Annotated in this window: 23 protein-coding genes; 15 read left to right on the forward strand and 8 right to left on the reverse strand. The window is 69.6% G+C overall.

The features are described 5' to 3' along the window. Nucleotides 1-27: 27 nt before the first annotated feature. Entirely contained in the window at nucleotides 28-693 is a 666-nt protein-coding gene (gene hpf / locus ACIBQX_RS25395; protein WP_397008534.1) for a ribosome hibernation-promoting factor, HPF/YfiA family, read from the forward strand. A 224-nt stretch (nucleotides 694-917) separates the two neighbouring features. Next, nucleotides 918-1,565 carry a response regulator transcription factor gene (locus ACIBQX_RS25400; RefSeq protein WP_225276997.1) on the forward strand — a complete coding sequence of 216 codons (648 nt, stop codon included), beginning with the start codon at nucleotides 918-920 and terminating at the stop codon, nucleotides 1,563-1,565. 304 nt (nucleotides 1,566-1,869) lie between these two features. Here ACIBQX_RS25400 and ACIBQX_RS25405 read toward each other — a convergent pair whose 3' ends face one another. Then, nucleotides 1,870-3,081, reverse strand: a complete 1,212-nt coding sequence (locus tag ACIBQX_RS25405) for a winged helix-turn-helix domain-containing protein (RefSeq protein ID WP_397008536.1) — start codon at nucleotides 3,079-3,081, stop codon at nucleotides 1,870-1,872. Between the two features lie 332 nt (nucleotides 3,082-3,413). Then, nucleotides 3,414-3,674 carry an HGxxPAAW family protein gene (locus tag ACIBQX_RS25410; protein WP_397008538.1) on the reverse strand — a complete coding sequence of 87 codons (261 nt, stop codon included), beginning with the start codon at nucleotides 3,672-3,674 and terminating at the stop codon, nucleotides 3,414-3,416. Between the two features lie 226 nt (nucleotides 3,675-3,900). Between ACIBQX_RS25410 and secA the strand changes: the two genes are divergently transcribed. Continuing rightward, complete coding sequence (gene secA, locus ACIBQX_RS25415) at nucleotides 3,901-6,690, forward strand: preprotein translocase subunit SecA (protein WP_397008540.1); 2,790 nt, start codon at nucleotides 3,901-3,903, stop codon at nucleotides 6,688-6,690. A 146-nt stretch (nucleotides 6,691-6,836) separates the two neighbouring features. Here secA and ACIBQX_RS25420 read toward each other — a convergent pair whose 3' ends face one another. The 4 genes from ACIBQX_RS25420 to ACIBQX_RS25435 form a co-directional block, all read right to left on the reverse strand. Continuing rightward, nucleotides 6,837-7,271 (reverse strand): Rv3235 family protein, encoded by a 435-nt coding sequence (locus tag ACIBQX_RS25420; RefSeq protein WP_397008542.1) that lies wholly within the window; start codon nucleotides 7,269-7,271, stop codon nucleotides 6,837-6,839. Between the two features lie 239 nt (nucleotides 7,272-7,510). Continuing rightward, a complete protein-coding gene (locus ACIBQX_RS25425) occupies nucleotides 7,511-8,773 on the reverse strand; it encodes a PTS transporter subunit EIIC (protein ID WP_397008544.1) in 1,263 nt (420 codons plus the stop codon). Between the two features lie 123 nt (nucleotides 8,774-8,896). After that, nucleotides 8,897-10,219, reverse strand: coding sequence for a PTS transporter subunit EIIC (locus tag ACIBQX_RS25430; protein ID WP_397008546.1), 1,323 nt, complete (start codon nucleotides 10,217-10,219; stop codon nucleotides 8,897-8,899). A gap of 24 nt (nucleotides 10,220-10,243) precedes the next feature. Continuing rightward, nucleotides 10,244-10,984: a GntR family transcriptional regulator gene (locus tag ACIBQX_RS25435; protein WP_397008548.1), complete on the reverse strand. Its 741-nt coding sequence runs from the start codon at nucleotides 10,982-10,984 to the stop codon at nucleotides 10,244-10,246. A gap of 133 nt (nucleotides 10,985-11,117) precedes the next feature. Between ACIBQX_RS25435 and ACIBQX_RS25440 the strand changes: the two genes are divergently transcribed. The 6 genes from ACIBQX_RS25440 (at nucleotide 11,118) to nagZ (ending at nucleotide 16,199) form a co-directional block, all read left to right on the forward strand. Further along, nucleotides 11,118-12,140, forward strand: a complete 1,023-nt coding sequence (locus ACIBQX_RS25440) for an SIS domain-containing protein (protein WP_397008841.1) — start codon at nucleotides 11,118-11,120, stop codon at nucleotides 12,138-12,140. A 50-nt stretch (nucleotides 12,141-12,190) separates the two neighbouring features. Continuing rightward, nucleotides 12,191-12,427 (forward strand): glucose PTS transporter subunit EIIB, encoded by a 237-nt coding sequence (locus ACIBQX_RS25445; protein ID WP_397008550.1) that lies wholly within the window; start codon nucleotides 12,191-12,193, stop codon nucleotides 12,425-12,427. A gap of 11 nt (nucleotides 12,428-12,438) precedes the next feature. Continuing rightward, entirely contained in the window at nucleotides 12,439-12,885 is a 447-nt protein-coding gene (locus ACIBQX_RS25450) for a PTS glucose transporter subunit IIA (RefSeq protein WP_397008552.1), read from the forward strand. Nucleotides 12,886-12,928: 43 nt separating this feature from the next. Continuing rightward, complete coding sequence (locus ACIBQX_RS25455; RefSeq protein WP_397008554.1) at nucleotides 12,929-13,189, forward strand: HPr family phosphocarrier protein; 261 nt, start codon at nucleotides 12,929-12,931, stop codon at nucleotides 13,187-13,189. Next, nucleotides 13,186-14,865, forward strand: coding sequence for a phosphoenolpyruvate--protein phosphotransferase (ptsP, locus tag ACIBQX_RS25460; protein WP_397008556.1), 1,680 nt, complete (start codon nucleotides 13,186-13,188; stop codon nucleotides 14,863-14,865). The genes ACIBQX_RS25455 and ptsP overlap by 4 nt, the downstream gene beginning before the upstream one ends. A 65-nt stretch (nucleotides 14,866-14,930) precedes the next feature. Continuing rightward, a complete protein-coding gene (nagZ, locus tag ACIBQX_RS25465) occupies nucleotides 14,931-16,199 on the forward strand; it encodes a beta-N-acetylhexosaminidase (RefSeq protein ID WP_397008558.1) in 1,269 nt (422 codons plus the stop codon). A 6-nt stretch (nucleotides 16,200-16,205) separates the two neighbouring features. Here the strand turns inward: nagZ and atpB are convergent, their stop codons facing one another. Next, a complete protein-coding gene (gene atpB / locus ACIBQX_RS25470; RefSeq protein ID WP_397008560.1) occupies nucleotides 16,206-17,000 on the reverse strand; it encodes a F0F1 ATP synthase subunit A in 795 nt (264 codons plus the stop codon). Nucleotides 17,001-17,095: 95 nt separating this feature from the next. On the opposite strand from atpB, the gene ACIBQX_RS25475 reads away from it, so the two are divergent. From ACIBQX_RS25475 to ACIBQX_RS25490, 4 genes are all read left to right on the forward strand, one after another. Further along, on the forward strand, nucleotides 17,096-17,785 hold the full coding sequence (locus tag ACIBQX_RS25475) for an HAD family hydrolase (protein WP_397008562.1): 690 nt from the start codon (nucleotides 17,096-17,098) through the stop codon (nucleotides 17,783-17,785). A 31-nt stretch (nucleotides 17,786-17,816) separates the two neighbouring features. Further along, complete coding sequence (locus ACIBQX_RS25480; protein WP_397008564.1) at nucleotides 17,817-18,317, forward strand: DUF6912 family protein; 501 nt, start codon at nucleotides 17,817-17,819, stop codon at nucleotides 18,315-18,317. 30 nt (nucleotides 18,318-18,347) lie between these two features. After that, nucleotides 18,348-18,974 carry an HAD family hydrolase gene (locus ACIBQX_RS25485; RefSeq protein ID WP_397008566.1) on the forward strand — a complete coding sequence of 209 codons (627 nt, stop codon included), beginning with the start codon at nucleotides 18,348-18,350 and terminating at the stop codon, nucleotides 18,972-18,974. A 70-nt stretch (nucleotides 18,975-19,044) separates the two neighbouring features. Continuing rightward, entirely contained in the window at nucleotides 19,045-19,764 is a 720-nt protein-coding gene (locus tag ACIBQX_RS25490; protein ID WP_397008843.1) for an HAD family hydrolase, read from the forward strand. Between the two features lie 12 nt (nucleotides 19,765-19,776). On the opposite strand, the gene ACIBQX_RS25495 is transcribed toward ACIBQX_RS25490, so the two are convergent. Continuing rightward, the gene (locus ACIBQX_RS25495; protein ID WP_397008568.1) at nucleotides 19,777-20,514 is read right to left on the reverse strand and encodes a TetR/AcrR family transcriptional regulator; all 738 of its coding nucleotides are present in this window, start codon (nucleotides 20,512-20,514) and stop codon (nucleotides 19,777-19,779) included. 90 nt (nucleotides 20,515-20,604) lie between these two features. On the opposite strand from ACIBQX_RS25495, the gene ACIBQX_RS25500 reads away from it, so the two are divergent. Both ACIBQX_RS25500 and ACIBQX_RS25505 read left to right on the forward strand, forming a co-directional pair. Beyond that, nucleotides 20,605-22,155: an FAD-dependent monooxygenase gene (locus tag ACIBQX_RS25500; protein WP_397008570.1), complete on the forward strand. Its 1,551-nt coding sequence runs from the start codon at nucleotides 20,605-20,607 to the stop codon at nucleotides 22,153-22,155. Continuing rightward, nucleotides 22,145-22,600 carry a nuclear transport factor 2 family protein gene (locus ACIBQX_RS25505; protein ID WP_397008572.1) on the forward strand — a complete coding sequence of 152 codons (456 nt, stop codon included), beginning with the start codon at nucleotides 22,145-22,147 and terminating at the stop codon, nucleotides 22,598-22,600. The genes ACIBQX_RS25500 and ACIBQX_RS25505 overlap by 11 nt, the downstream gene beginning before the upstream one ends. Nucleotides 22,601-22,612 lie beyond the last annotated feature (12 nt).

Consider the following 22,612-nt stretch of genomic DNA (forward strand, 5'->3'; position numbering starts at 1 on the left):
AGTCGTTAGACGAAGGGGGGCTGTTGCATGGACATCATCGTCAAGGGCCGGCACACCGGAGTTAGTGATCGGTTCCGAGACCACGTGACGACCAAGCTGGCCAGGATCGAGCGTCTGGACAACAAACTCATCCGAGTCGATGTGGAGGTGTCGAAGGAGCGTAACCCGCGCCTCGCCGACCAGCGTGAGCGCGTCGAGCTCACCATTCACTCTCGAGGACCCGCCATCCGTGCGGAGGCCTCCGCCGACGACCGGTTCGGCGCCCTCGACCTTGCCCTCGACAAGCTGGAGGGGCGCCTGCGCAGGCTCGCCGACCGGCGCAAGGTCCACCACGGCAACCACGGTCAGCCGTCCATGGCAGAGATCACCGCGATGCCCGACCTGGCCGAGGCCCCGCCCCCGCAGCCGGCCACCGTCGCCCCCTCGCAGGCAGAGCCCGAAGAGGACGAGCTGCCGGACACCGAGCCCTACGACGACGACATCGTTCCCATCGAGATGGAGGGCGACGGCCCGCTCATCGTCCGGGAGAAGTATCACCGAGCGGAACCGATGACCATCGACCAGGCCCTCCTCGAGATGGAGCTGGTCGGCCACGACTTCTACCTGTTCCGTGACAAGGAGAGCGGCCAGCCATGTGTGGTCTACAACCGGCGCGGCTATAACTATGGCGTATTGCGGCTCGTAGAGCCCTGATCATCCGCCATAAAGATCTTCTCGACCACCCGAGGACCGTGGCATACGTGCCATCATGGCGGTTCAACGGCTCTGGCCCCCCGACGAGGAGGAGACGTGAGCGAGCTCAGTCAGGCGAAGGTGAGCGAGCGAAGCGAGGACACAGCTGTCGCGAGGTGGATCAGGGAGGCTTCGTGACGGAGTCCGTCGACGCGCGCCCGCCAGGTGGCGAGCCGATCCGCGTGATGATCGTTGACGATCACGAGCTGATCAGGCGGAGCCTGGCGCTGGCGCTGGCCGCAGAGCCCGACATCGAAGTGGTCGGTGAAGCGAGCGACGGGCAGGAGGCGGTCGAACTGGCCGACCGCCTCATGCCCGACGTGGCACTGATGGACGTGCGGATGCCCAGGCAGGACGGCATCGAGGCGACCAAGGGCATCAAGGCGTCGGTGCCCAGCACCAGGATCATCATGCTGACGGTGAGTGACGAGGAGGAGGACCTCTTCGAGGCCATCAAGGCCGGCGCCACCGGCTATCTGCTCAAGGACGTGCAGATCAACGACGTCCCGGCGGCGGTTCGTGGCGTGCACGAAGGACAGTCGTTAATCAACCCGGCCATGGCGGCCAAGCTCATCAGCGAGTTCGCCAACATGAGCCGTAAAGAGAGCGAACGTCCCCCGCAACTGCCGGTCCCGCGCCTGACGGAGCGCGAGATGGAGGTCCTGCGCTTGGTGGCCAAGGGCATGAACAACCGCGAGATCGCCAAGCAGCTGTTCATCTCCGAGAACACCGTCAAGAACCACGTCCGCAACATCCTGGACAAGCTGCAGCTGCACTCGCGGATGGAAGCCGTCGTCTACGCCGTACGCGAACGCATGCTGGAGATCACCTGAGCCGATGGCGGAGCCGCCGCCCTCCACGAGCGCGGCGGCACCGGTCTCGGCCGCTGGATCCACCTCCCATGGAGCTACCGCCGACCCCCGCAACGGCCGGCACAGCCAGCACGCGCTGACCCAGATCCCCGATCTCATCTGATGCGTGCTGCGCCCGCTTCGCGCGTGGCGCGAAAGGGTGGGTGTCGCTTGCCGTCGTTGCTCCTGGTTCGCCTGGCTTGGGTCTCCCGCGCGCTGTCCGACGGTGGGGGCGGCATCGCCAGGTCGCTGGTGCGATCGGGGCCGGCGTCTTGGACGGGTGGGCTCAGGCGGCCGGGCCGGTCAGGAGTCTCGCGAGCTCCGGTGGGTCGGTGCGTTCGACTCGGACGGTGTCGCAGCCGACCCACTCGGCGGCGCTCCACAGTGCCTCGCGCAGCGCGTCCACCCACTTGGCGCTCGTTAAGCCTGGCTCCAGGCTGAGCTGTCTGGCCACCAGGGTGGTGCCTTCGCGGGCCGGGTCGATGCGGCCGATCAGGCGGCCACCGGCCAGCACCGGCATGGTGAAGTAGCCGTGCACCCGCTTGTGTTTGGGGACGTACAGCTCAAGCTGGTAGTTGAAGCCGAAGACGCGCTCGGTGCGGCCGCGGTGCCAGATCAGCGAGTCGAACGGCGAGACCAGCGTCGTGCGGTGGCGTCCGCGCGGGTCCGACTCCAGCGCCGCGGGGTCGGCCCACGCGTTGGCGGCGGTCGCGCCCCGGGGGATGGGCCAGCCCGAGACCTGGACCGGGACCAGGCCGGTGGCCCCGCTGAGGAGGGCCTCGTCGAGGATGGCGGTGGAGCCGCCACGGAGCCGGAGGAAGTCGATCAGGTCGGACCTGGTGGCCACGCCCAGCGAACGGCCCGCGATGGCGGCCAGCCGTCCGATGCACTCCTCGTCGGAGAGGTCCTGGGCCAGGAGGTCGGCGGGGACCACACGCTCGGCCAGGTCGTAGGTCCGGCGCCAGCCGACGCGGCGGGAGCAGACCACCTCGCCGATGTCGAGCAGCCACTCCAGGCCGATCTTGGAGTCCGACCAGTCCCACCAGGGGCCGCCGTTCTTGGCGCCGCCGACGTCGGAGGTGGTGAGCGGGCCGGCGTCGCGGACCTGCTCCAGCAGCTTGTCGACGCTGTCGGGCACCTCGTGCCAGCGGAAGCGGCGCTCGCGGTAGGCGCGCCGCCTGAAGGCGTAAAGGGGCCAGTGCTCGATCGGCAGGATGCAGGCGGCGTGGCACCAGTATTCGAAGCTCTGGGCGGGGGCGTCCCAGTAGGCCTGCTCGATGGCGGGCCTGCCCACCGGGCCGAGGCGGGCGTAGGCGACCAGTTCGTGGGAGCGGGCCAGCACCGAGATGGTGTCGAGCTGCACCGCGCCCAGCCTGCGGAGCATCGCGCGCACGCCGCCCCGGCGCGCGTCCGCGCCGACGAACCCTTGGGCACGCAGGATGACCCTGCGCGCCTCATCGGCTGTCAGATCGGTCAGGGACTCGGTACGGCGAAGCATGCCGGAATGCTAACGGCGGGCACCGACAAGAACGGGACCGGCCGGAACGACCGCCGAGAACGGGACCGCCAAGAACAGGACCGCCAAGGACAGGGCGCCGGTGCCGGCGAGCGCCGCGCCACCCGGCAGCTCGACCCTGACCTGGCTGGAAGCAGAAGCACGCCGGAGGGTGTCTCCCCGACGCCAGGACGCGTGCTGGGACGGTCGGCGGCGCTGCGTGGGGACGCGTCCGTGCGTGGGGACGCGTCCGTGCAGTGGGGACGCGTCCGGTGGAGGCGAGGCGGGTGGCCGGGGCGCCTCGGGGGCTGCCCCGACCTGGGCCGCCTGTCAGGTCAGCGGTGGTCTTCGGCGCGCATGCCCACGCGGGGCGCGTCGATGACGACGTCCGTGAAGATGTCGAACACCAGGGCGAGGATCCCTCCCACCACGAAGAGACCGACGCCGATCCAGACGACGGTCCAGTTGGCGGCGGTGAGCCCGAAGCCGCCGACGACGGTCCCGACCAGCATCACCGTCACCGCGAGCCACGAAGACGCGCGGCCGCCGTGGCTGCCGAGATGCTCGGTCTGTTCCGTCTTCTGCCCCTCAACCATGGCAAATCCTTCCCTTCGCCGGAGATTCCGCTTATCGGTGCGAACCGGCTGTCAACCGGCATAACCTCTGCCTTTAGCCATTCTCCCAGACGCGTCCCACGCCCTTGTCGTCACGGTGGCTGTGTCTGGCTGCAGAACCGCCTACGATGGCATGCGGGGAAGTTTTGTCTCGGCCTCTCCTCCTGGCGGCGCCGCCGGGGTAGACCTGCGAGGAGCTTTACATAAAGTGGCAGCCATTCTCGACAAGATCCTACGTGCCGGCGAGGGCAAGATCCTGCGCAAGCTCAAGCGGATCGCAGACCAGGTCAACTCCATTGAGGACGACTTCACGAGCCTGTCCGACGCGGAGTTGCGCGCCCTGACGGACGAATTCAAGCAGCGTCTCGCCGATGGTGAGTCGCTCGACGATCTGCTTCCCGAGGCGTTCGCGACCGTGCGCGAGGCGGCCCGCCGCGTGCTCGGCCAGCGGCACTTCGACGTGCAGATCATGGGCGGCGCCAACCTTCACATGGGCAACATCTCCGAGATGAAGACCGGTGAGGGCAAGACCCTGACCTGTACGCTCCCCGCCTATCTCAACGCGCTGGCCGGCAAGGGCGTGCACGTCATCACCGTCAACGACTACCTGGTCAAGGTAGGCGCCGAGAACATGGGCCGCATCTACCGCTTCCTCGGCCTGGAAGTCGGCATGATCCTGTCGGGCCAGCAGCCCGACGAGCGGCGCAAGCAGTACGAAGCCGACATCACGTACGGCACCAACAACGAGTTCGGCTTCGACTACCTCCGCGACAACATGGCCTGGACGCTCGACGAGTGCGTGCAGCGCGGCCACAACTTCGCGATCGTCGACGAGGTCGACTCCATTCTCATCGACGAGGCCCGCACGCCGCTGATCATCTCCGGCCCCGGCGAGCAGTCCGGCAAGTGGTACCAAGAGTTCGCCAAGATCGTCCCCCGCCTCCGCAGGGGCGTCGAGGCGAAGAACCCCGGCGAGGAGAGCACCGGCGACTACATCGTCGACGAGAAGAAGCGCACCGTCGGCATCCTGGAGTCCGGCGTCGAGAAGGTCGAGGACTGGCTCGGCATCGACAACCTCTACAAGCCGGAGCACACCCACCTGGTCGGCTTCCTCAACAACGCTCTCAAGGCCAAGGAGCTGTTCAAGAAGGACAAGGACTACATCGTCACCGAGGGCGAGGTCCTCATCGTCGACGAGTTCACCGGCCGCATCCTGCACGGCAGGCGCTACAACGAGGGCATGCACCAGGCCATCGAGGCCAAAGAGGGCGTGAAGATCAAGGACGAGAACCAGACTCTCGCCACGATCACCCTGCAGAACTACTTCCGCCTCTACGAGAAGCTGTCCGGCATGACCGGTACGGCCGTCACCGAGGCCGCCGAGTTCCAGCAGACGTACAAGCTCGGTGTGGTGCCGATCCCGACCAACCGCCCGATGGTCCGCAAGGACCAGGCCGACGTCGTGTACAAGACGGAGGACGCCAAGTTCAACGCGGTGGTCGACGACATCAAGCAGCGCCACGAGCTCGGCCAGCCGGTCCTCGTCGGCACCACCTCGGTCGAGAAGTCGGAGCGGCTGTCCAAGGCGCTCAAGCGCCGGGGTGTCCCGCACGAGGTGCTCAACGCCAAGAACAACGCGCGTGAGGCGTCGATCGTCGCCGAGGCGGGCCGTAAGGGCGCCGTCACCGTCGCCACCAACATGGCCGGTCGTGGCACCGACATCATGCTGGGCGGCAACGTCGAGTTCCGCGCCGACCACGAGCTGCGCCAGCGCGGCCTGGACCCGCTCGAGACTCCGGAGGAGTACGAGAAGGCCTGGCCCGAGGCTCTGGAGAAGGCCAAGGCCGCGGTCAAGAACGAGCACGACGAGGTCACCGAGATCGGCGGCCTCTACGTCCTCGGCACCGAGCGCCACGAGTCCCGCCGCATCGACAACCAGCTCCGCGGCCGTTCCGGCCGTCAGGGCGACCCGGGCGAGTCGCGCTTCTACCTCTCGCTCGGCGACGACCTGATGCGCCTGTTCAACTCGGCCAGGGTCGAGATGATCATGACGCGGCTCAGCATCCCCGACGACCAGCCCATCGAGTCGGGCATCGTCTCCAAGGCCATCGCCTCCGCCCAGCACCAGGTCGAGGTACAGAACTTCGAGATCCGCAAGGAAGTTCTCAAGTACGACGAGGTGATGAACCGCCAGCGCAAGGTGATCTACGCCGAGCGCCTGCGGGTGCTGGAGGGCGCTGACCTGCACGAGCAGGTGCAGGGCTTCATCGGTGAGGTCGTCGTCGGCTACGTCGCGGGCGCCACGTCCGAGGGCTTCGCCGAGGAGTGGGACCTGGAGAAGCTGTGGAAGGCCTTCGCCGGGCTCTACCCGATCACGGTCCGGCTGGAGGACCTCGTCGAGGAGGTCGGCGGCCGGGAGAACCTCAGCTCCGAGATCATCACCGAGCGGGTCAAGCAGGACGCGCTGGAGGCCTACGCCAAGCGTGAGGAGGAGTGGGGCGCCGAGGCGACCCGCGACCTGGAGCGCCGGGTCATCCTGTCGGTTCTCGACCGTAAGTGGCGCGAGCACCTCTACGAGATGGACTATCTGCGCGAGGGCATCGGCATGCGGGCCTACGCGCAGAAGGACCCGCAGATCGAATACCAGCGTGAGGGCTTCGAGATGTTCGCCGCGATGCTCGAGGGCATCAAGGAGGACTCGGTCGGCTTCCTGTTCAACCTCGAGGTCGAGGTCCAGCAGAACCCGATCGTCGAAGAGGCGGAGGATCCGATGATGTCGGAGACCCGCTCCATCATCGCCCGCGGCCTGCGTGGCCCCGAGCGTCCGGCCGAGCTCGAGTACACCGCGCCGGGCGAGCAGGGCGACGTCGAGCACACCCGGGTCAGCAACTCGGCCCAGCGCGCCGCCTACGGCAATGTCGAGCGCAATGCGCCGTGTCCTTGTGGCTCGGGCAAGAAGTACAAGCGCTGCCACGGCGACCCGAAGAACGCCGCTTGATCGAATTCATGACGGCCCCCGCTCCGCTCGGAGCGGGGGCCGTCATGTGTTTTTGATCAGCTTTTTGTGATCAAAAACAAAAGCAGAATTCATACGGTACGGCCAGGGACGGATCTTTTACGGCGCGGTGAAGATCCCCGGAGTGCTCAGGCGGTTTCGAAGTCCGTGCAGAGCCATTGGACGCCGCGTCGTTCGAGGCGGATCGCCAGCACGTGGCTGCGTGGGTCGCAGTGCACCAGCAGGCACATCTCGATGGCCCCGTCGCGGGGCTCCTTGATGTGCGGGGCACCGGCGAACGGCGGGCGGCGACTGTCGATCATCCGGCCCGCTTTCACCAGCTCCCGGTAGGCCCGCTCGGTGAGCCGGTCGGCGACGGTCTCGGGTGGCCGCCTGCCGGCGAGCACCTCGGCCAGCGCCTGCCCGAGGTGGCGCAGCTTGCGTTCGTCGGGCACGGCGCCGGGCGGCCCCCACACCAGGGGCCGTGGATCCAATGCCAGTGATCCGTCGACCTCAGGCGTTCTGCCGTCGTACGGCGAGGCGGGGACGGGGGTGAGACCGATGCGGGGAAGCGACGATGACATTGGTGGTCCTCCAGATGTCACGGGGGGATGCGGGATCAGTACAAGGAGTTTCCGGTCCTGGCCCCAGATACGTCGGCCGCCAACTTCCGTCGAAAGCCGCCCTGGTTTGCGGCTCCTGGCGTAGAAGATCACCGCGAGTTGGAGCGGCCGGGACGTCGTCGTGCGCCGTTCCGGGCGGAAGGCGTTCGCGCAGGTCACGGCCCCAAATATTTTCGGCCCGGCGAGAATGGGGACAGTGGTCAGGTCTCTTGGGGTTCGCGGCCGGGCGTGGTCAGGTCGAGGCGGCGGATCAGGAAGGCGAAGATGACGTAGTACAGCACCGCGTAGACCAGCCCGGTGAGGATGATCAGATCCAGGCGGTGCGTGTTGGACTTGCCCGCGTTGATGAGCAGGTCGATGGCGCCGCCGGAGAAGGTGAAGCCGAGGCGGGCGCCGAGTTCGGCCATGAGGGCCATCGACACCCCCGTGAGGACCGCGTGCACGGCGAACAGGACCGGGGCGACGAAGATGAACGCGAACTCCAGCGGCTCGGTGATGCCGGTGACGAACGAGGTGAGCCCGGCCGACAGCATGATGCCGCCGACCGCAGTGCGGCGGTTCGGCGGGGCGGCCCGCCACATGGCGACGGCGGCCCCGAGCAGCCCGAACATCATCACAGGGAAGAACCCGGTCATGAAGATGCCGGCGCCCTGCTCCCCGGCGAAGTAGCAATTCAGGTCCCCGGACGCGTCCCTGATGGCGCCGTCCACCCCGGCGCGGCACTCGGGGAGGGTGAACCAGACGATGGTGTTGAGCACGTGGTGCAGGCCGATGGGGATGAGCAGCCGGTTGGCCACGCCGTAGATGCCCGCGCCCACGGTGCCGTGGGCCGACAGCCAGTCGCCTGCGCCGGCCAGCCAGTCGGCGACGGGCCGCCACAGCAGCCCGAACAGGACGCCGAGCAGCAGGGCGGCGACGGCGGTGATGATCGGCACGAAGCGGCGGCCGCCGAAGAAGGCCAGCCAGGACGGCAGCTTGACGCGGTAGAAGCGCTCCCAGAGCAGCGCGGCGGTGATTCCGATGAGGATGCCGCCGAGGACGCCGGTGGGGTTCTGCGCGCCCAGGTTCAGGGTGGCGCCGCCCTCGGTGGCCAGGGCCACCCGGTCGTAGACGGCGCCGCCGCCCGCCTCGAAGAACAGCGTCTTGGTGACGCGGTCGAAGACGAGGTAGCCGGTCAGGGCGGCCAGGGCCGTGGAGCCGTCGGCCTTGCGGGCGAAGCCGATCGCGACGCCGATGGCGAACAGGATCGGCAGGTTGTCGAAGAGGGCGCCACCCGCCGCGGCCAGCACCTGGGCGACCGGCAGCAGCCACGGCCACAGGCCGCCGAGCCCGTCCGCGCCGAGCATGTCGGGCTGGCCGAAACGGAACAGCAGCCCGGCCGCGGGCAGGACGGCGATGGGCATCATGAGCGAGCGGCCGACGCGCTGCAGCACCGCGAAGGCCGAAGCGCCCGTGCTGGTCATGAACCCCCCCGCAGCTCACGGGGGTCGGTCGGTTCCTACCACGGCCGGACCGGCCGAAAACGGGCCGGAGTCCGCGTGGGTCGCCGGAAGTCCGCGAACGGGCTACGGGCTACGGGCTACGAGCTACGGTGCGCGCGGCTCGCCGGAGTCCACGTCGGCTTCGGGCTCGCGGCCGGGGGTCATGATGTTCATCCTGCGGATCAGGAAGCTGAACACCACGTAGTAGACGGCCCCGTAGACCAGCCCGATGAGCAGGATGCCGGGGAGGTTCTGGGTGTTGGACTTGCTGGCGTTCAGCAGCATGTCGAGCAGGCCCGCGGAGAAGCCGAAGCCGAGCTGGCCGCCGATCAGCGTGGTGAGCGCCATGGCCAGCCCGGTGAGCACGGCGTGCACGGCCAGCAGCACCGGCGCGACGAAGATGAACGCGAACTCGATCGGCTCGGTGATCCCGGTGACGAACGAGGCCAGCGCCGCCGACAGCATGATGCCGCCCACGGCGGCGCGCCGGTGGGCGGGCGCCGCCCGCCACATGGCCAGGGCGGCGGCCGGCAGCGCGAACATCATGATGGGGAAGAACCCGGCCATGAACTGGCCGGACTCCGGTGCGCCGCCGAAGTAGCAGTTCCAGTCGCCGCCCAGCACCCGGCCGCCGACCTCGCACTGCGGCACGACGTGCCAGACGATGGAGTTGACGAAGTGGTGCAGGCCGAGGGGGATGAGCAGCCGGTTGATCAGCCCGTAGAGGCCGGTGCCGAGCGGGCCGAGGGTGGTGAGGGCCTCGCCCGCCTGCCCGATCCACTCGCCGAGCGTGGGCCAGATCCAGCCGACGAGCACGCCGAGGACGAGCGCCGCGAAGGCGGTGACGATGGGCACGAACCTGCGCCCGCCGAAGAACGCCAGCCAGGAGGGCAGCTTGATCCGGTGGAAGCGCTGCCACAGCAGGGCGGCGACGAGCCCCATCATGATGCCGCCGAGCACCTTGGTGGGGTTCTGCATGCCGTAGTTGATGATCTCGATGATGCCCTGGTCCTGGGCCTCCCTGATGACGACCGTGTCCCTGATGGCCGAGCCGAAGAACATCACCTTGGTCACCCGGTCGAAGACCAGGTAGCCGACGACGGCGGCGAGCGCGGTGGTGCCGTCGGACTTGCGGGCGAAGCCGATGGCCACGCCCACGGCGAAGAGCAGGGGTAAGTTCTCGAACAGCGCGGCTCCGGCGGCGGCCAGCACCTCGGCGACCTGGTTCATCCAGGCCAGGCCGGACACGTCGGCGAGCCCGCCGGGTTCGGCGCCGTTGGAGCCGAGCATGTCGGGCTGGCCGAAGCGGAGCAGCAGCGCGGCCGCGGGGAGGGCGGCGATGGGCAGCATGAGCGAGCGGCCGAGCCGCTGGAGCACGTTCATCAGGCGTGAGAACGGCGAAGGCCGGGCGGCGGTGGTGTCGTTCACCGGGCGTTCCTCCGGGTCGGGCCCTCAACCCCGTCTTGCGGGCATTTCCAGAATGGTGCGCAGCTGGTAGCGGTCGGCGCGGTAGGTGGACACGCCGAGCTCGGCGCAGATGCCACCGGAGAAGGATCTGCGCTGCAGCAGCAGCACGGCTCCGCCGCGAGGGAGTTTGAGCAGGTCGGCGTCGCTCGGGTCGGCGATGCCGCCGTCGATGGTGAGCTCGCCCGCGTCCATGACGAGCCCGTAACGGCTCTCCAGCAGCTCGTACAGCGACCTGCCGGACAGGTCGTGCTCGGCCAGGTCGGGGGCGAGTTTGACCGGGATGTGCGCCCGCTCGATCGACAGCGGCTCGCCGTCGGCAGTGCGCAGGCGCTCGATGAAGTGCACTTCCTCGCCCGGCTGGATGCCGAGCTCCTTGGCCAGGTGGGCGCTGGCGCGCACGGTCCGTCTGTCGAGGTCGCGCGAGCCGGGCGCCATGCCGCGGGCGCGCATGTCGTCGGTGAAGGAGGTGAGCTGCAGCGCCAGCTCGATCTTGGGCCGGGCGACGAAGGTGCCCTTGCCCGGCACCCGGTGCAGCCGGCCTTCGGACACCAGGTGGTCGACGGCCTGCCGGACGGTCATCCGGGACAGGGCGAAGCGCTGGCAGAGCTCACGTTCGGACGGGATGGCCGCGCCGATGCTGAGTTCGTCGCTGTCGATGAGGTCGAGCAGGATCTCGCGGAGCTGGAAGTACTTGGGCACCGGGCTGTCCGGATCGATGTGCGCCACGGATCCTCCCCTCGATCTGACCTGGGCCATAGGTTATGGTTCGTACTGGTCTAGTCCGGACTAGACCACATGTCGCAAAACAGGGTCAAGTCCGTACGGACAAACTGCAAGGGATGAGCACCAGATGACCAAGATGCGCAGCGAGATCGCCGAGCAGCCGCAGGCGCTGCGGGCCACACTGGACTCCCTGCTTCCCCGGATCGACGAGGTGCGGGCGCTGGGCCGGCAGACTCGCCAACTGCTGTTCATCGCACGCGGCACGTCCGACAACGCCGCAGTCTACGGCCGCTACCTGGTCGAAGCGCACGCCGGACGGCTGTCGGCGCTCGCCGCGCCGTCCATCGCGACCACCTACAAGCGCAAGCTCGACCTCGATGGCGTCCTGGCCGTCGCCATCTCCCAGTCCGGCCGTACCGAAGAGATCGTGGAGACGCTGGCCTGGGCGCGTGACTGCGGGGCCAGGACGGTGGGCGTCACCAACGGCGGCGCGGACAGCCCGCTCGCGCAGGTCGCGGACCTGGCGCTGTGCACGGTCGCGGGCGAGGAGGAGGCCGTCCCCGCCACCAAGACGTACACCACGCAGCTGGCCGCGCTGGCGGTCCTGGCGCTGGGGCTGGGCGCCGAGGTGGACCGGGACGACCTGCTCCGGGTGCCGGAGGCGGTGGAGAAGCTGGTCGCAGAGCCGGGCGACCTGGAAGCGGTCGTGGAGGGCCTGGCCGACAAGCACGGCGTGGTCGTGTCGGGCCGCGGGCTGGCCTTCTCCAGCGCGCTGGAGACCGCGCTCAAGCTCAAGGAGGCCTGCTACCTGCACGCCATGGGCCTGTCGTACGCCGACCTGCTGCACGGCCCGATCGCCGTGGTCGACGCCGACACCCCGGCGCTGCTCGTCGCGGCCGAGAACAGCCCGACGCTGCAGGGCACGGTCGCGCTGGCCGAGCGGGTCGTCGCGGCGGGCGCGCAGGCGTTCACCATCGGCGGCGGCGACGCCCTGGCACGGGCGGGCACGGCGGCGCTCAACGGCCCGGACCTGCCCGAGTGGGTGGCGCCGATGGGGCTCATCGTCCCCGCGCAGCTGCTCACCGAGGCGCTCGCCAGGAGGCTCGGCATCGACCCCGACTCGCCGCGCGGGCTCAACAAGGTGACCCAGACCGACTGATCACGCAGCGTCGTTTAGCCTGGTCGCAGAGCCATGACGAGGAGGGCCCGATGGCGGCCGACGTGAATGCGATCATCGCCGGACTCGGCGGTGCGGACAACATCATCGAAATCGAGCCCTGCATCACCCGCCTGCGCACGGAGGTCGAGGACGCCTCCAAGGTCGACCAGGCCGCGCTCAAGGCGGCGGGCGCGCACGGCGTGATGGCGGCGGGCAACGTGGTGCAGGTCGTCGTGGGGCCGGAGGCCGACACCATCGCCAGCGACATCGAGGACATCATCGGCTAGAGGGCGAGACCATGACGACTGTTCTCGCCCCGGTCGAGGGGGCGGCCGTGGGTCTGGCGGCGGTGCCGGACCCCGTCTTCTCGGCAGGCATGGTGGGGCCGGGAACGGCGATCGACCCGGTGCGGGGGCCGCTCACGGCCGTCGCCCCCATAGCTGGAAAAATCATGAAGCTACATCCGCACGCGTACGTCATCGTAGGAGATGACGGCAAGGGCGTCCTGGTGCATCTGGGGATCGACACGGTCCAGCTCAAGGGCCAGGGTTTCGAGCTGCTGGCGGCCGAGGGCGACAGGGTCGGCGCGGGTCAGCCCGTCGTGGCCTGGGATCCGGCCGCGATCGAGACCGGCGGGCGATCCCCCGTCTGCCCGGTGGTCGCCCTTGACGCCGTGGCCGGGGCGGTGACCGGTGTGGCGCTGGGTACGGTGCACGCCGGTGACGAGCTCTTCCAATGGGCGTGAAACGGTATGACCGGTCTGGACCGGTACGAGGAAGGGAGATTTCATGGGCGAGCGTAAGGCGACCGTGGCGGCGGAGGTGGGGTTGCACGCCCGGCCCGCGGCCACGTTCGTGCAGACTGCCATGAAGGCGCCGATGGAGATCAGCGTGGCCAAGATGGGTGGCGGTGATCCCGTCAACGGCAAGAGCATCCTGCAGATCATGGCGCTGGACGTTCGCCAGGGCGAGACCATCGTCATCAAGGCTGAGGGCGAGGGCGCCGAAGAGGTCCTCGACCAGCTCGCGAGCATAGCCGCGACGCCATGAACCTGCGGGGGGTAGGGGTCAGCCCGGGCATCGGGCACGGACCCGCCTACATCCTGACGACTCGTGTGCCCGAACCCCCCGAGGGCGCCACATACACGGGCGAATCCGATCAGGAGAAGGAACGCGCGGTCTCGGCGCTGGCGCAGGTGGCCGGCGAGCTGGAGTCGCGCGGAGACCGTGCGGGCGGCGAGGCCGGGGAGATCCTCAAGGCGCAGGCGCTGATGGCCGAGGACCCCGGCCTGGTCGTGAAGATCAGGTCCTGCGTCGAGCAGGGCCTGGCCGCCGAACGGGCCGTCTACGAGTCGTTCGGCAAGTACCGGGAGGTGCTGGCCGGGCTCGGCGGCTATCTGGGCGAGCGGGCCGCCGACCTGAACGACATCAGGGACCGGGTGATCGCCGTGCTCACCGGTCAGGTGATGCCCGGCCTGCCCGCCCCCGGCCCCGAGCCGTACGTGCTGGTCGCGCACGACCTCGCGCCCGCCGACACCGCGCTGCTGTCCCGGGAGACCGTGGCGGCCTTCGTCACCGAGGAGGGCGGGCCCACCAGCCACACGGCCATCATGGCCAGGGCGCTCGGCGTGCCCGCCGTGGTGGCCTGCGCGGGCGCGACCGCCCTCCAGGCGGGCGTGCGGGTCCTGGTCGACGGCACCTCGGGAGAGGTACGGGCGCAGCCGACGGAGTCGGACGTGGCCCAGGCCGAGAACGTGGCCTCCGCCAGGCAGGAGGCCATCGCGCAGGTCCAGGGCCCCGGCAGGACCCGTGACGGCGTCCCGGTGCCGCTGCTGGCGAACGTCGGCGGCCCCGGTGACGTCGAAGCCGCGCTGGAGGCCGGCGCCGAGGGCATCGGCCTCTACCGCACCGAGTTCCTCTATCTCGGCAGAAGGCTGCCCCCGTCGGCCGAGGAGCAGGAGGAGGCGTACCGGGCCGCGCTCGACGCCTTCCCCGGCGGCCCGGTCGTGGTGCGGACGCTGGACGCGGGGGCGGACAAGCCGCTGGCCTTCCTGCCTCCCCCGGCGCCCGAGCCGAACCCGGCGCTCGGCGAGCGCGGCGTGCGCCTGTTCCGCAGGCACCCGGAGGTGATGGAGACGCAGCTCGACGCGCTGGCCACGGCCGCCTCGGGCGCCTCCGGCCGGCTCCAGGTCATGGCCGCGATGGTGGCGACGGCGGAGGAGGCCAGGTGGTTCGCCCGGGCCTGCCGGGCCGCCGACCTGCCGAGCGCGGGCGTGATGATCGAGGTGCCGGCGGCGGCGCTGCGGGCGACGGACCTGCTCACCGAGGTGGACTTCGTCTCGATCGGCACCAACGACCTCGCCCAGTACTGCTTCGCCGCCGACCGCGAGCTCGGCGCGCTGAGCGAGCTGCAGGACCGGTGGCAGCCCGCGCTGCTGGACCTGGTCGCCATGAGCGTCTCGGCGGCGCGGGCGGCCGGCAAGCCGTGCGGCGTCTGCGGGGAGGCGGCCGCCGATCCGGCCCTGGCCTGCGTGCTCGCCGGGCTGGGCGCGGCCACGCTGTCGATGAGCCCCGCCGTGCTGCCCGCCACCCGTGCGGCGCTCGCCCAGCACACCATGGAGCAGTGCCGGCTCGCCGCGCAGGCCGCGCGGGAGGCTCCCACGGCGGCGCTGGCCCGCGAGGCGGCCCGCGCCCATCTGCCCGGGCTGGCGCCGCTGGGTCTGTGAAGATTTGGTCATCGACCGGCTCGGGCATGTCCTGGCATCGATACCGTGGGGGCATGCTTGGACGGATGGGAACCGCGGGCCTCTTGATGATCGCTCTCGCCGCGTGCAGTGGCAGCGGCGGGGGCGGGTCGATGAGCGCCGTCCCGCCCGTGTCCAGCCCCGCGTCCACTGCGCCCACCACCCCGGCGCCCGCCCCCACGCAGGCCGATCCGGTCAAGCGCGCGCTGGCGAAGCTGAGCGTGGAGGAGAAGGTCGGCCAGCTGTTCATGCCCGTCGTGTACGGCACGGCGGCCGACAGCGTGTCAGGCGAGAACCAGGCCCGCTACGGCGTCCAGACCCCGGCCAAGGTGATCGACCGCTACCACCTCGGCGGTGTGATCCTCTTCCCGGCGAACGTCAAGAGCGTCGACCAGGTCGTACGGCTGACCAACGGCATGCAGAAGGCCGCCGGCCTCCCCCTCCTGATCAGCACCGACCAGGAGAACGGCCCGGTGTCCAGGATGTCCGCGCTGATGACCCCCTTCCCCGGCGCCTATCGGATCGGCGCCACCAAGGACGTCAAGGTGTCGCGGGCCGTTGCCAAGGCCACCGGCGAAGAACTGCGCGCCCTCGGCGTCAACCTCGACTTCGCGCCGGTCGCCGACGTCAACATCGACCCGCGCAACCCGGTCATCGGCAAGCGCGCGTTCGGCAACCGGCCGGCCGAGGTGTCCAAGATGGTCGCCGCCGCGGTCAAGGGCTTCGAGGACGCCGGGGTGGCCGCCACGGCCAAGCACTTCCCCGGCCACGGCGACACCCATGTCGACAGCCACACCGGGCTGCCGGTGATCGACCACACCCGGGCCCAGTGGAAGCGGCTGGACGCCCCGCCGTTCAAGGCCGCCATCGGGGCCGGCGTCGACGCGATCATGAGCGCGCACATCGTCTTCCCCAAGCTGGACCCGTCGGGCGACCCGGCGACGCTGTCCAAGCCGATCCTGACCGGACTGCTCCGCCAGGAGCTCGGCTTCGACGGCGTGATCTCGACCGACGCGCTCAACATGGCGGGCGTCCGCGAGAAGTACGGCGACGGCGAGGTGGCGGTCCGCGCCGTCCTGGCCGGCGCGGACCTGCTGCTCATGCCGTACGACCTGCGCAAGGCCTACGACGCGGTGCTGTCGGCGGCCAAGTCGGGCCGGATCTCCGAGCGGCGGCTGGACCAGTCGGTGACCCGGCTGCTCACGCTCAAGCAGGCCCGCGGCCTGCTCAACGAGCCGCCCGTCGCCTCGGCGAAGGAGGCGGCCCAGGTGGTCGGCTCGGCCGCCCACCGCAAGCTGGCGGCCAGCGTGCCCTAGCGGACTCTAGTGCCCGCCGCGCAGGCCGCTGGAGATGTACATCGCCGCCAGCATGGCGAACAGGTAGGCCTGGAGAAACTGGATGAACATCTCTAACGCGGTCAGCAGGATGGTCATCAGCACGCCGAGCACGCCCACGCCCGCGCCCAGCGGGGTGAGCCTCTCGAACAGGAACCAGAAGCCGACCGAGCTGAAGAAGGCCAGGAGCATGTGGCCGGCGAACATGTTCGCGCACAGCCGGATGAAATGCGTGAACAGCGAGCTGATCAGGACCTCGGCGAGGACCAGGGGAGCGTAGAGCCCGTAGGCCCAGCCGGGCAGCCCTGGCAGGTGGACGATGCCCTTGAGATAGCCGCGTACGCCGTGGTGCCTGACGCCCAGATAGATTTTGATCACGTACACGCTGATCGCTATCACGGCGGGGAAGGTGATGTACGCGGCGACGGGGAGCTGGATGAGCGGGACGACGCCCATCAGATTCCAGACCAGTACGGTCAGGAAGACGGAGAACAGCAGTCCCATCCACCGGTCGGTGTCCTTGCCGAGGTTGGGCCGGGCGATCTCGTCGCGGACGAACGTGTAGGCGTACTCGCCGATGTTCTGCCAGCGCCGGGGGATGATCGTGGGCCGGGCGAAGGCGGCCCAGCACAGGACGATGACCACGACCGAGCTGAGCAGGGCGATCAGTATGGGCTTGGTGAACCATTCCGGTCCGCCGGCGAAGATCGGCGGGAAGTCGAACAGCTCCATCCCCGGGGCCTGGAAGCGGTCGGGGGAGGTGATCAGGATCGTCGCTCGCACGGCGGTCCTTTCTGGTGAGTTACCTCATGGACGGCCACCTTAAGCAATCGATTGGGCATTCCTTTATAGGGGGTTTATACAGGGTAAATTCCGGCGTGCGACGCTCTACTCTGGAGCACTGGACGCACAAGGAGGCAGGCGTGGTCGAAGGCGTGCTGATCGACTGGGGTGGAGTGCTCACCACCAGTCTCTCGGACTCCATCGCGAAGTGGATCATGGCGGACCGGATCGACGGCGACCACTATCGGGAGATCATGCGCGAGCTCATCGACCGCGCCTACGGCGGCGAGGGCGAGAACGCCATCCACGCGCTCGAACGCGGCGAGATCGACGGGGCCACGTTCGAACGGGACCTGGCCGCGCGGCTGCTGACCCTCGACGGGGCGCCGCCGGAGGCCGACGGGCTGCTGGAGCGCATGTTCGCGGGCTTCGACCGGGTCGACGCGATGTACGACATGCTGCGCGAGGTCAGGACCAACGGGGTCAGGACCTGCCTGCTGTCGAACTCGTGGTCCAACACCTACCCCCGCGACGACTGGGACGAGATCTTCGACGCGGTGGTGATCTCCGGCGAGGTCGGCATGCGCAAGCCGGAGCCGCGCATCTTCCAGCACGCGCTCGGCCGGATCGGCCTGCCCGGCGAGTCGTGCGTGTTCATCGACGACATCGAGGCCAACATCGTGGCCGCGCGCGGGCTCGGCATCGCCGGGATCCATCACCGCGACGCGGACACGACCATCCTGGAGCTCGAGTCTCTCCTCCGACTGCCGCTGCGCCGGGCATGATAGAGCCCTCGCACGCTGTGAAAGGTTCCTGATGCGCGTCTACCTGCCCTGCACCCTGCCCGAGCTGGCCAGGGCGGTCGAGGCCGGGGAGCTGGGCCCGGCCCCGCTGACCGGCTACGCCGTGACGCCCGCGCTGGTCGAGTGGTACGCCTCGGGTGACACCGAGGAGCTCGAGTACGTGGCCCTGACCGAGGCCGCCCGCGCCTCGCTGCGCATGCTGGCCGACGACCCCGCCGCGCCGCCGCGCCGCGTGGTCGTCGCCGCCGAGGTCGCGGACGGCTCGCTGCCCCACAACGGGGCGGACCTGCGGGAGAAGGCACGCGTACGGCTCACCGAGCCGATCCCGATGACCGAGGTGGCCGCGGTGCACGTCGACGACCTCCGCGCGACGGGCGACGTCAAGGCGGCGGTCGCCGCGCTGCCCGACGCCGACAAGGGGGACGACGACGCCCGCTTCACCGTCGACGGCGCCGAGGCGCATGAGCTCCTGTGGTACGCGACACAGGAGATCCCCGACATCCTGGACTCCTGACCTGCCGCGCGGCACCGTAAACTCGGACCAATGACGAAGCACATCGTGTGGGATTGGAACGGCACCCTCTTCCACGACATCGACGCCGTGGTCGGAGCCACCAACGAGGTCTTCAAGGCGTACGAGCTGGCGCCCATGACAGCGGACGGCTTCCGCGCCGTCTACACCCGGCCCATCTGGGTGGCCTACGAGCGGATGCTCGGCCGCCCGCTGGTCGAAGGGGAGTGGGAGCTGCTCGACACCGGCTTCCACGACGCCTACTTCCGGCTGGCCGCCGAGTGCGCGCTCGCGGCCGACGCCGAGCACGCGCTGACGACGTGGGCGGGCACCCAGTCGCTCTGCTCGATGGCCCCGCACTCCCACCTGGTCCCCAAGGTCGACGCCTTCGGCATCACCCGGCACTTCACCCGGATCGACGGGCTGATCGGGGTGACCGGCGGCGAGAAGGCCGTACACATGGCGGCGCACATCGAGTCCATCGCGGTCCGGCCCCGCGACGTGCTGGTGATCGGCGACAGCGTCGACGACGCGGTGGCGGCGAGCCACGTCGGCGCGCGGGCCGTGCTCTACACCGGCGGCATGTCCACTCGGGCCGAGCTGGAGTCCACCGGCTTCCCGGTGGTCGACACGCTCGCCGAGGCGCTCGAACATGCCTGAATCGGCAGGGCAGGAGCCCCAGGCGGGGTGATGGCCCTACTCTGGCAGAGTTGTCTGTCAGGAGGCTGCCATCAACCGTTTAGTTCTCTGGAACATCGACCTGACGCTGGTCGATGTCGCGATCGTGACCAGGGAGGCCTACGCCGAGGCGTTCCGCGTCGTGACCGGGCGCCCACTGGTCAAGCTGGTCCCGCCGATGGGCCGCCCCGACTCCGAGATCGTCTTCGAGACGCTCGCCGTCAACGGGATCGTCGCCGAGGACGACCATCTGCCCAGGTTCCTCGCCGCGCTGGCCATGGCGTTCGCCGACAGACGTAAGCGGCTGGCCCAGCAGGGGCGGGCGATGGCCGGGGCCAAGGAGGCCCTCAAGGCCGTGGCCAAGCTCGACGGCGTCACCCAGACGGTGCTGACCGGCACGATCAAGAGCAACGCCGTGCACAAGCTGCGCGCGTTCGGGCTGGACCGCTACATCGACTTCGACCTCGGCGGCTACGGCGAGGAGGTCTACCCCAAGGCGACGCTGCTGCAGGTCGCCCAGGGCCGCGCCAAGCAGCGCCTCGGGACCCCGTTCACCCTCGCCAACACCGTGCTGATCGGCGACTCCACCCGCGACGTACAGACCGCCAGGATCGGTGGGGCCCAGATGATCGCGGTGGCCTCGGGCCGCTCCACCACGGCCGAGCTGCACGAGGCCGGCGCCGACCTGGTGCTGCCGGACCTGTCCAACGCCTCCGAGGTCGTCGCCGCGGTGTCCCGCCTCACCACACCCGCGGACCGCAAGGCGGGCTGAGGGTTCGTCAGGTCACCGGGTCTGGCCTGCGGGCCCTGATGCGGTGGGCGGGTGGAGGGCGGTGATGCCGGTGAGGACGAGCTCGACGCCGGTGCGGAATTGTTCGCGGTCGTCGTGCTCGCGCATCTGGTCGGCGATGGCCCGGATGAACGGGTAGTCGTCGGGGTCGAGGTCCTGCCATGCCCTGGACGCGGTGTCGAGGAACTCGGCGCGGTCCGTTTCGGAGCCGTCGCCGGAGCTCTGGGAGGTCTGGGCGGTGGCGCCGAGGATGTAGTGGACCAGCGTCGAGGTCGTGGCGAACCAGTCGCCTCGCGGCACGCCCAGCGCGCGGACCGGCCGGCCGATGCTTTCGAAGATCCGCACTGTCACCGGTCCCCAGGGGTTGCGGGTGAGCTGCACCGCGAGCTGGGTGGCGAGCCAGGGGTGCTCGGTGACCGCGTCGAACAGGCCGAGCGCGACGGCGCGGATCTCGTCCTGGGGCAAACCGGGTTCGGTGGTTTCCGCGGGTCCGGCGGGCTGGGTGGCCAGGGCGGTGGCGACCACGGCGTCGGTCGCGGCCTCCAGCAGCTCGTCCATGTTGCCGATGTGCCAGTAGATCGCGCCGGGCCCGGTGGCCAGGCGGCCGGTCAGCGCCCGGACCGTCAGGGCACCCTCGCCCACCGCGTCCAGCAACTCGACGGCGGTCTCGACGATGCGCTCCCGGGTGAGCACCTGCCTGCGTCGCTGCGATTGACGTGTCCGTACGGCCATGCAGCGATTCTGCCATGATCTGGAGCATCGATCCAACATGGAGTACTGTTCCATCATTGGAGCGACGTTCCATGCTGAAGGGGGATCAACGTGTACGACGTGGTGATCGTGGGTGCCGGCCCGGTGGGCCTGTTCCTCGCCGGTGAGCTCGCGCTGGCGGACTGCTCAGTCCTGGTGCTGGAGCGGGACCAGGAGGAGACCTCGCCGTGGCAGGCGCTCCCGCTGGGGATGCGGGGCCTGAACGCCGGCTCGGTCGAGACGTTCTACCGCCGCGGGATGCTGGCGGAGCTGCTGAAAGCCTCAGGCGCCGACGGGAAGCGGATCGGCGCGGACCCCGACGCGGACGAGCCGCCGCCTCCTCGTGACGTGAGCCACTTCGCGGGCATGCGGCTCGACCCGGCCGGCATCGACACCACCGCCCTCCCGTTCCGGCTGCCCGGCCCGGCGATGGAGGGCATGATGACCAGCCTCGACGCCGTCGGGACGGTGCTGACCGAGCGGGCGACCAGGCTCGGCGTGCGGATCCTGCGGGGCGTTCCCGCCGAGGCCGTGGCCCAGGACGGCGACACCGTCGTCACCCGGGCCGGCGGGCGCGACCACCGGGCGCGCTGGCTCGTGGGATGCGACGGCGGACGCAGTACGGTGCGCGACCTGGCGGGTTTCGACTTCGCCGGCACCGGACCGCTGTTCACCGGCTACGCCGCCCGCGTCACGTTCGCCGATCCGGAGAAGCTGGACCTGGGTTTCAACCTGACGCCGACCGGCATGTACCTGCGGACGCCCTTCGAGGGACACCTGGGCATGATGGACTTCGACGGTGGCGCCTTCGACCGCTCGCAGTCGCTGACGCGCGAGCACCTTCAGACGGTCCTGCGCCGGGTCTCCGGCACCGACGCGACACTCACCGAGGTCCATCTCGCCTCCAGCTTCACCGACCGCGCGATGCAGACCACGACCTACCGGAACGGCCGCGTCCTGCTCGCCGGCGACGCCGCCCACATCCACTCCCCGCTCGGCGGCCAGGGCCTCAACCTCGGCATCGGCGACGCCATGAACCTCGGCTGGAAACTCGCCGCCACCGTCCACGGCACCGCACCAGAGGGTCTGCTCGACACCTACACCGCCGAACGTCACCCCGTCGGCGCGGCGATCCTCGACTGGTCACGCGCCCAGGTCGCGACCATGAACCCCGGCCCCAACGCCCCGGCCCTGCGACGGCTGGTCCACGACCTGCTCGACACCCGCGACGGGACCACCCACGTGTTCCGCAGCACCTCAGGACTGTCCCACCGCTACGACTTGGGCAGCGACCGGCCACTCGTCGGCCGGACCGCCCCGGACTTCCGTCTCGCCGACGGCGCCCGCCTCGGTGACCTGCTGCGAGAAGGACACGGCGTCGCCCTCGACTTCACCACCGAACAGCTCCTGTACGACGCGGCGATGAGCTGGAAAGGCCGCATCCGCTACGTGGCCGGGCCGGCGAGCGACGACCTCGGATTCGACGCCCTGCTGATCCGCCCCGACGGCATCGTCGCCTGGACCGACGACCCCGACGCCTTCCGGCACGCCGCGACCCGCTGGTTCGGCGACCCGACACCCATCCACCCCGATTCCGAAGAAGGGAAACACCATGCTGAGTGAAACCCCGACCCAGCCCGAGCTGAACAAGGAAGTGGTCCGCCGCTTCTACGAAGCCGTTCTCCGAGCGCCCGGCGGCCCGGACTTCGCCACGATCAAAGAGCTGACCGACGAGCAGGAGGTCGAGCTCAACTGGGGCCACCCCGACAGCGGCGTCCACAGGGGAGCCACCATCGGGCCGGCGCGGCATCGGATGCACGAGCTGACCGGGCTGGACATCTCAGCCATCAGCATCGACGAGCTCATCGCCGACGGTCCCACGCGCGTGCTGGTGGTGGCCACGAACAGCGGCACTGATATCCACCACAAACCGTGGAGGATGACCGTTCTCGAACTGGTCGACGTGGTGAACGGTAAGATCACCAAAAAGCGTTCGTTCTACCAGGACACCGCGCTGCTACGGGACATCTCACTCGAACGCGAGGCGGCACTCGCGCAAAAGACCTGAAGGATCTACAGT

Origin of the sequence: Nonomuraea sp. NPDC049714 (assembly GCF_044465295.1) — a bacterium.
GTDB lineage: Bacteria > Actinomycetota > Actinomycetes > Streptosporangiales > Streptosporangiaceae > Nonomuraea.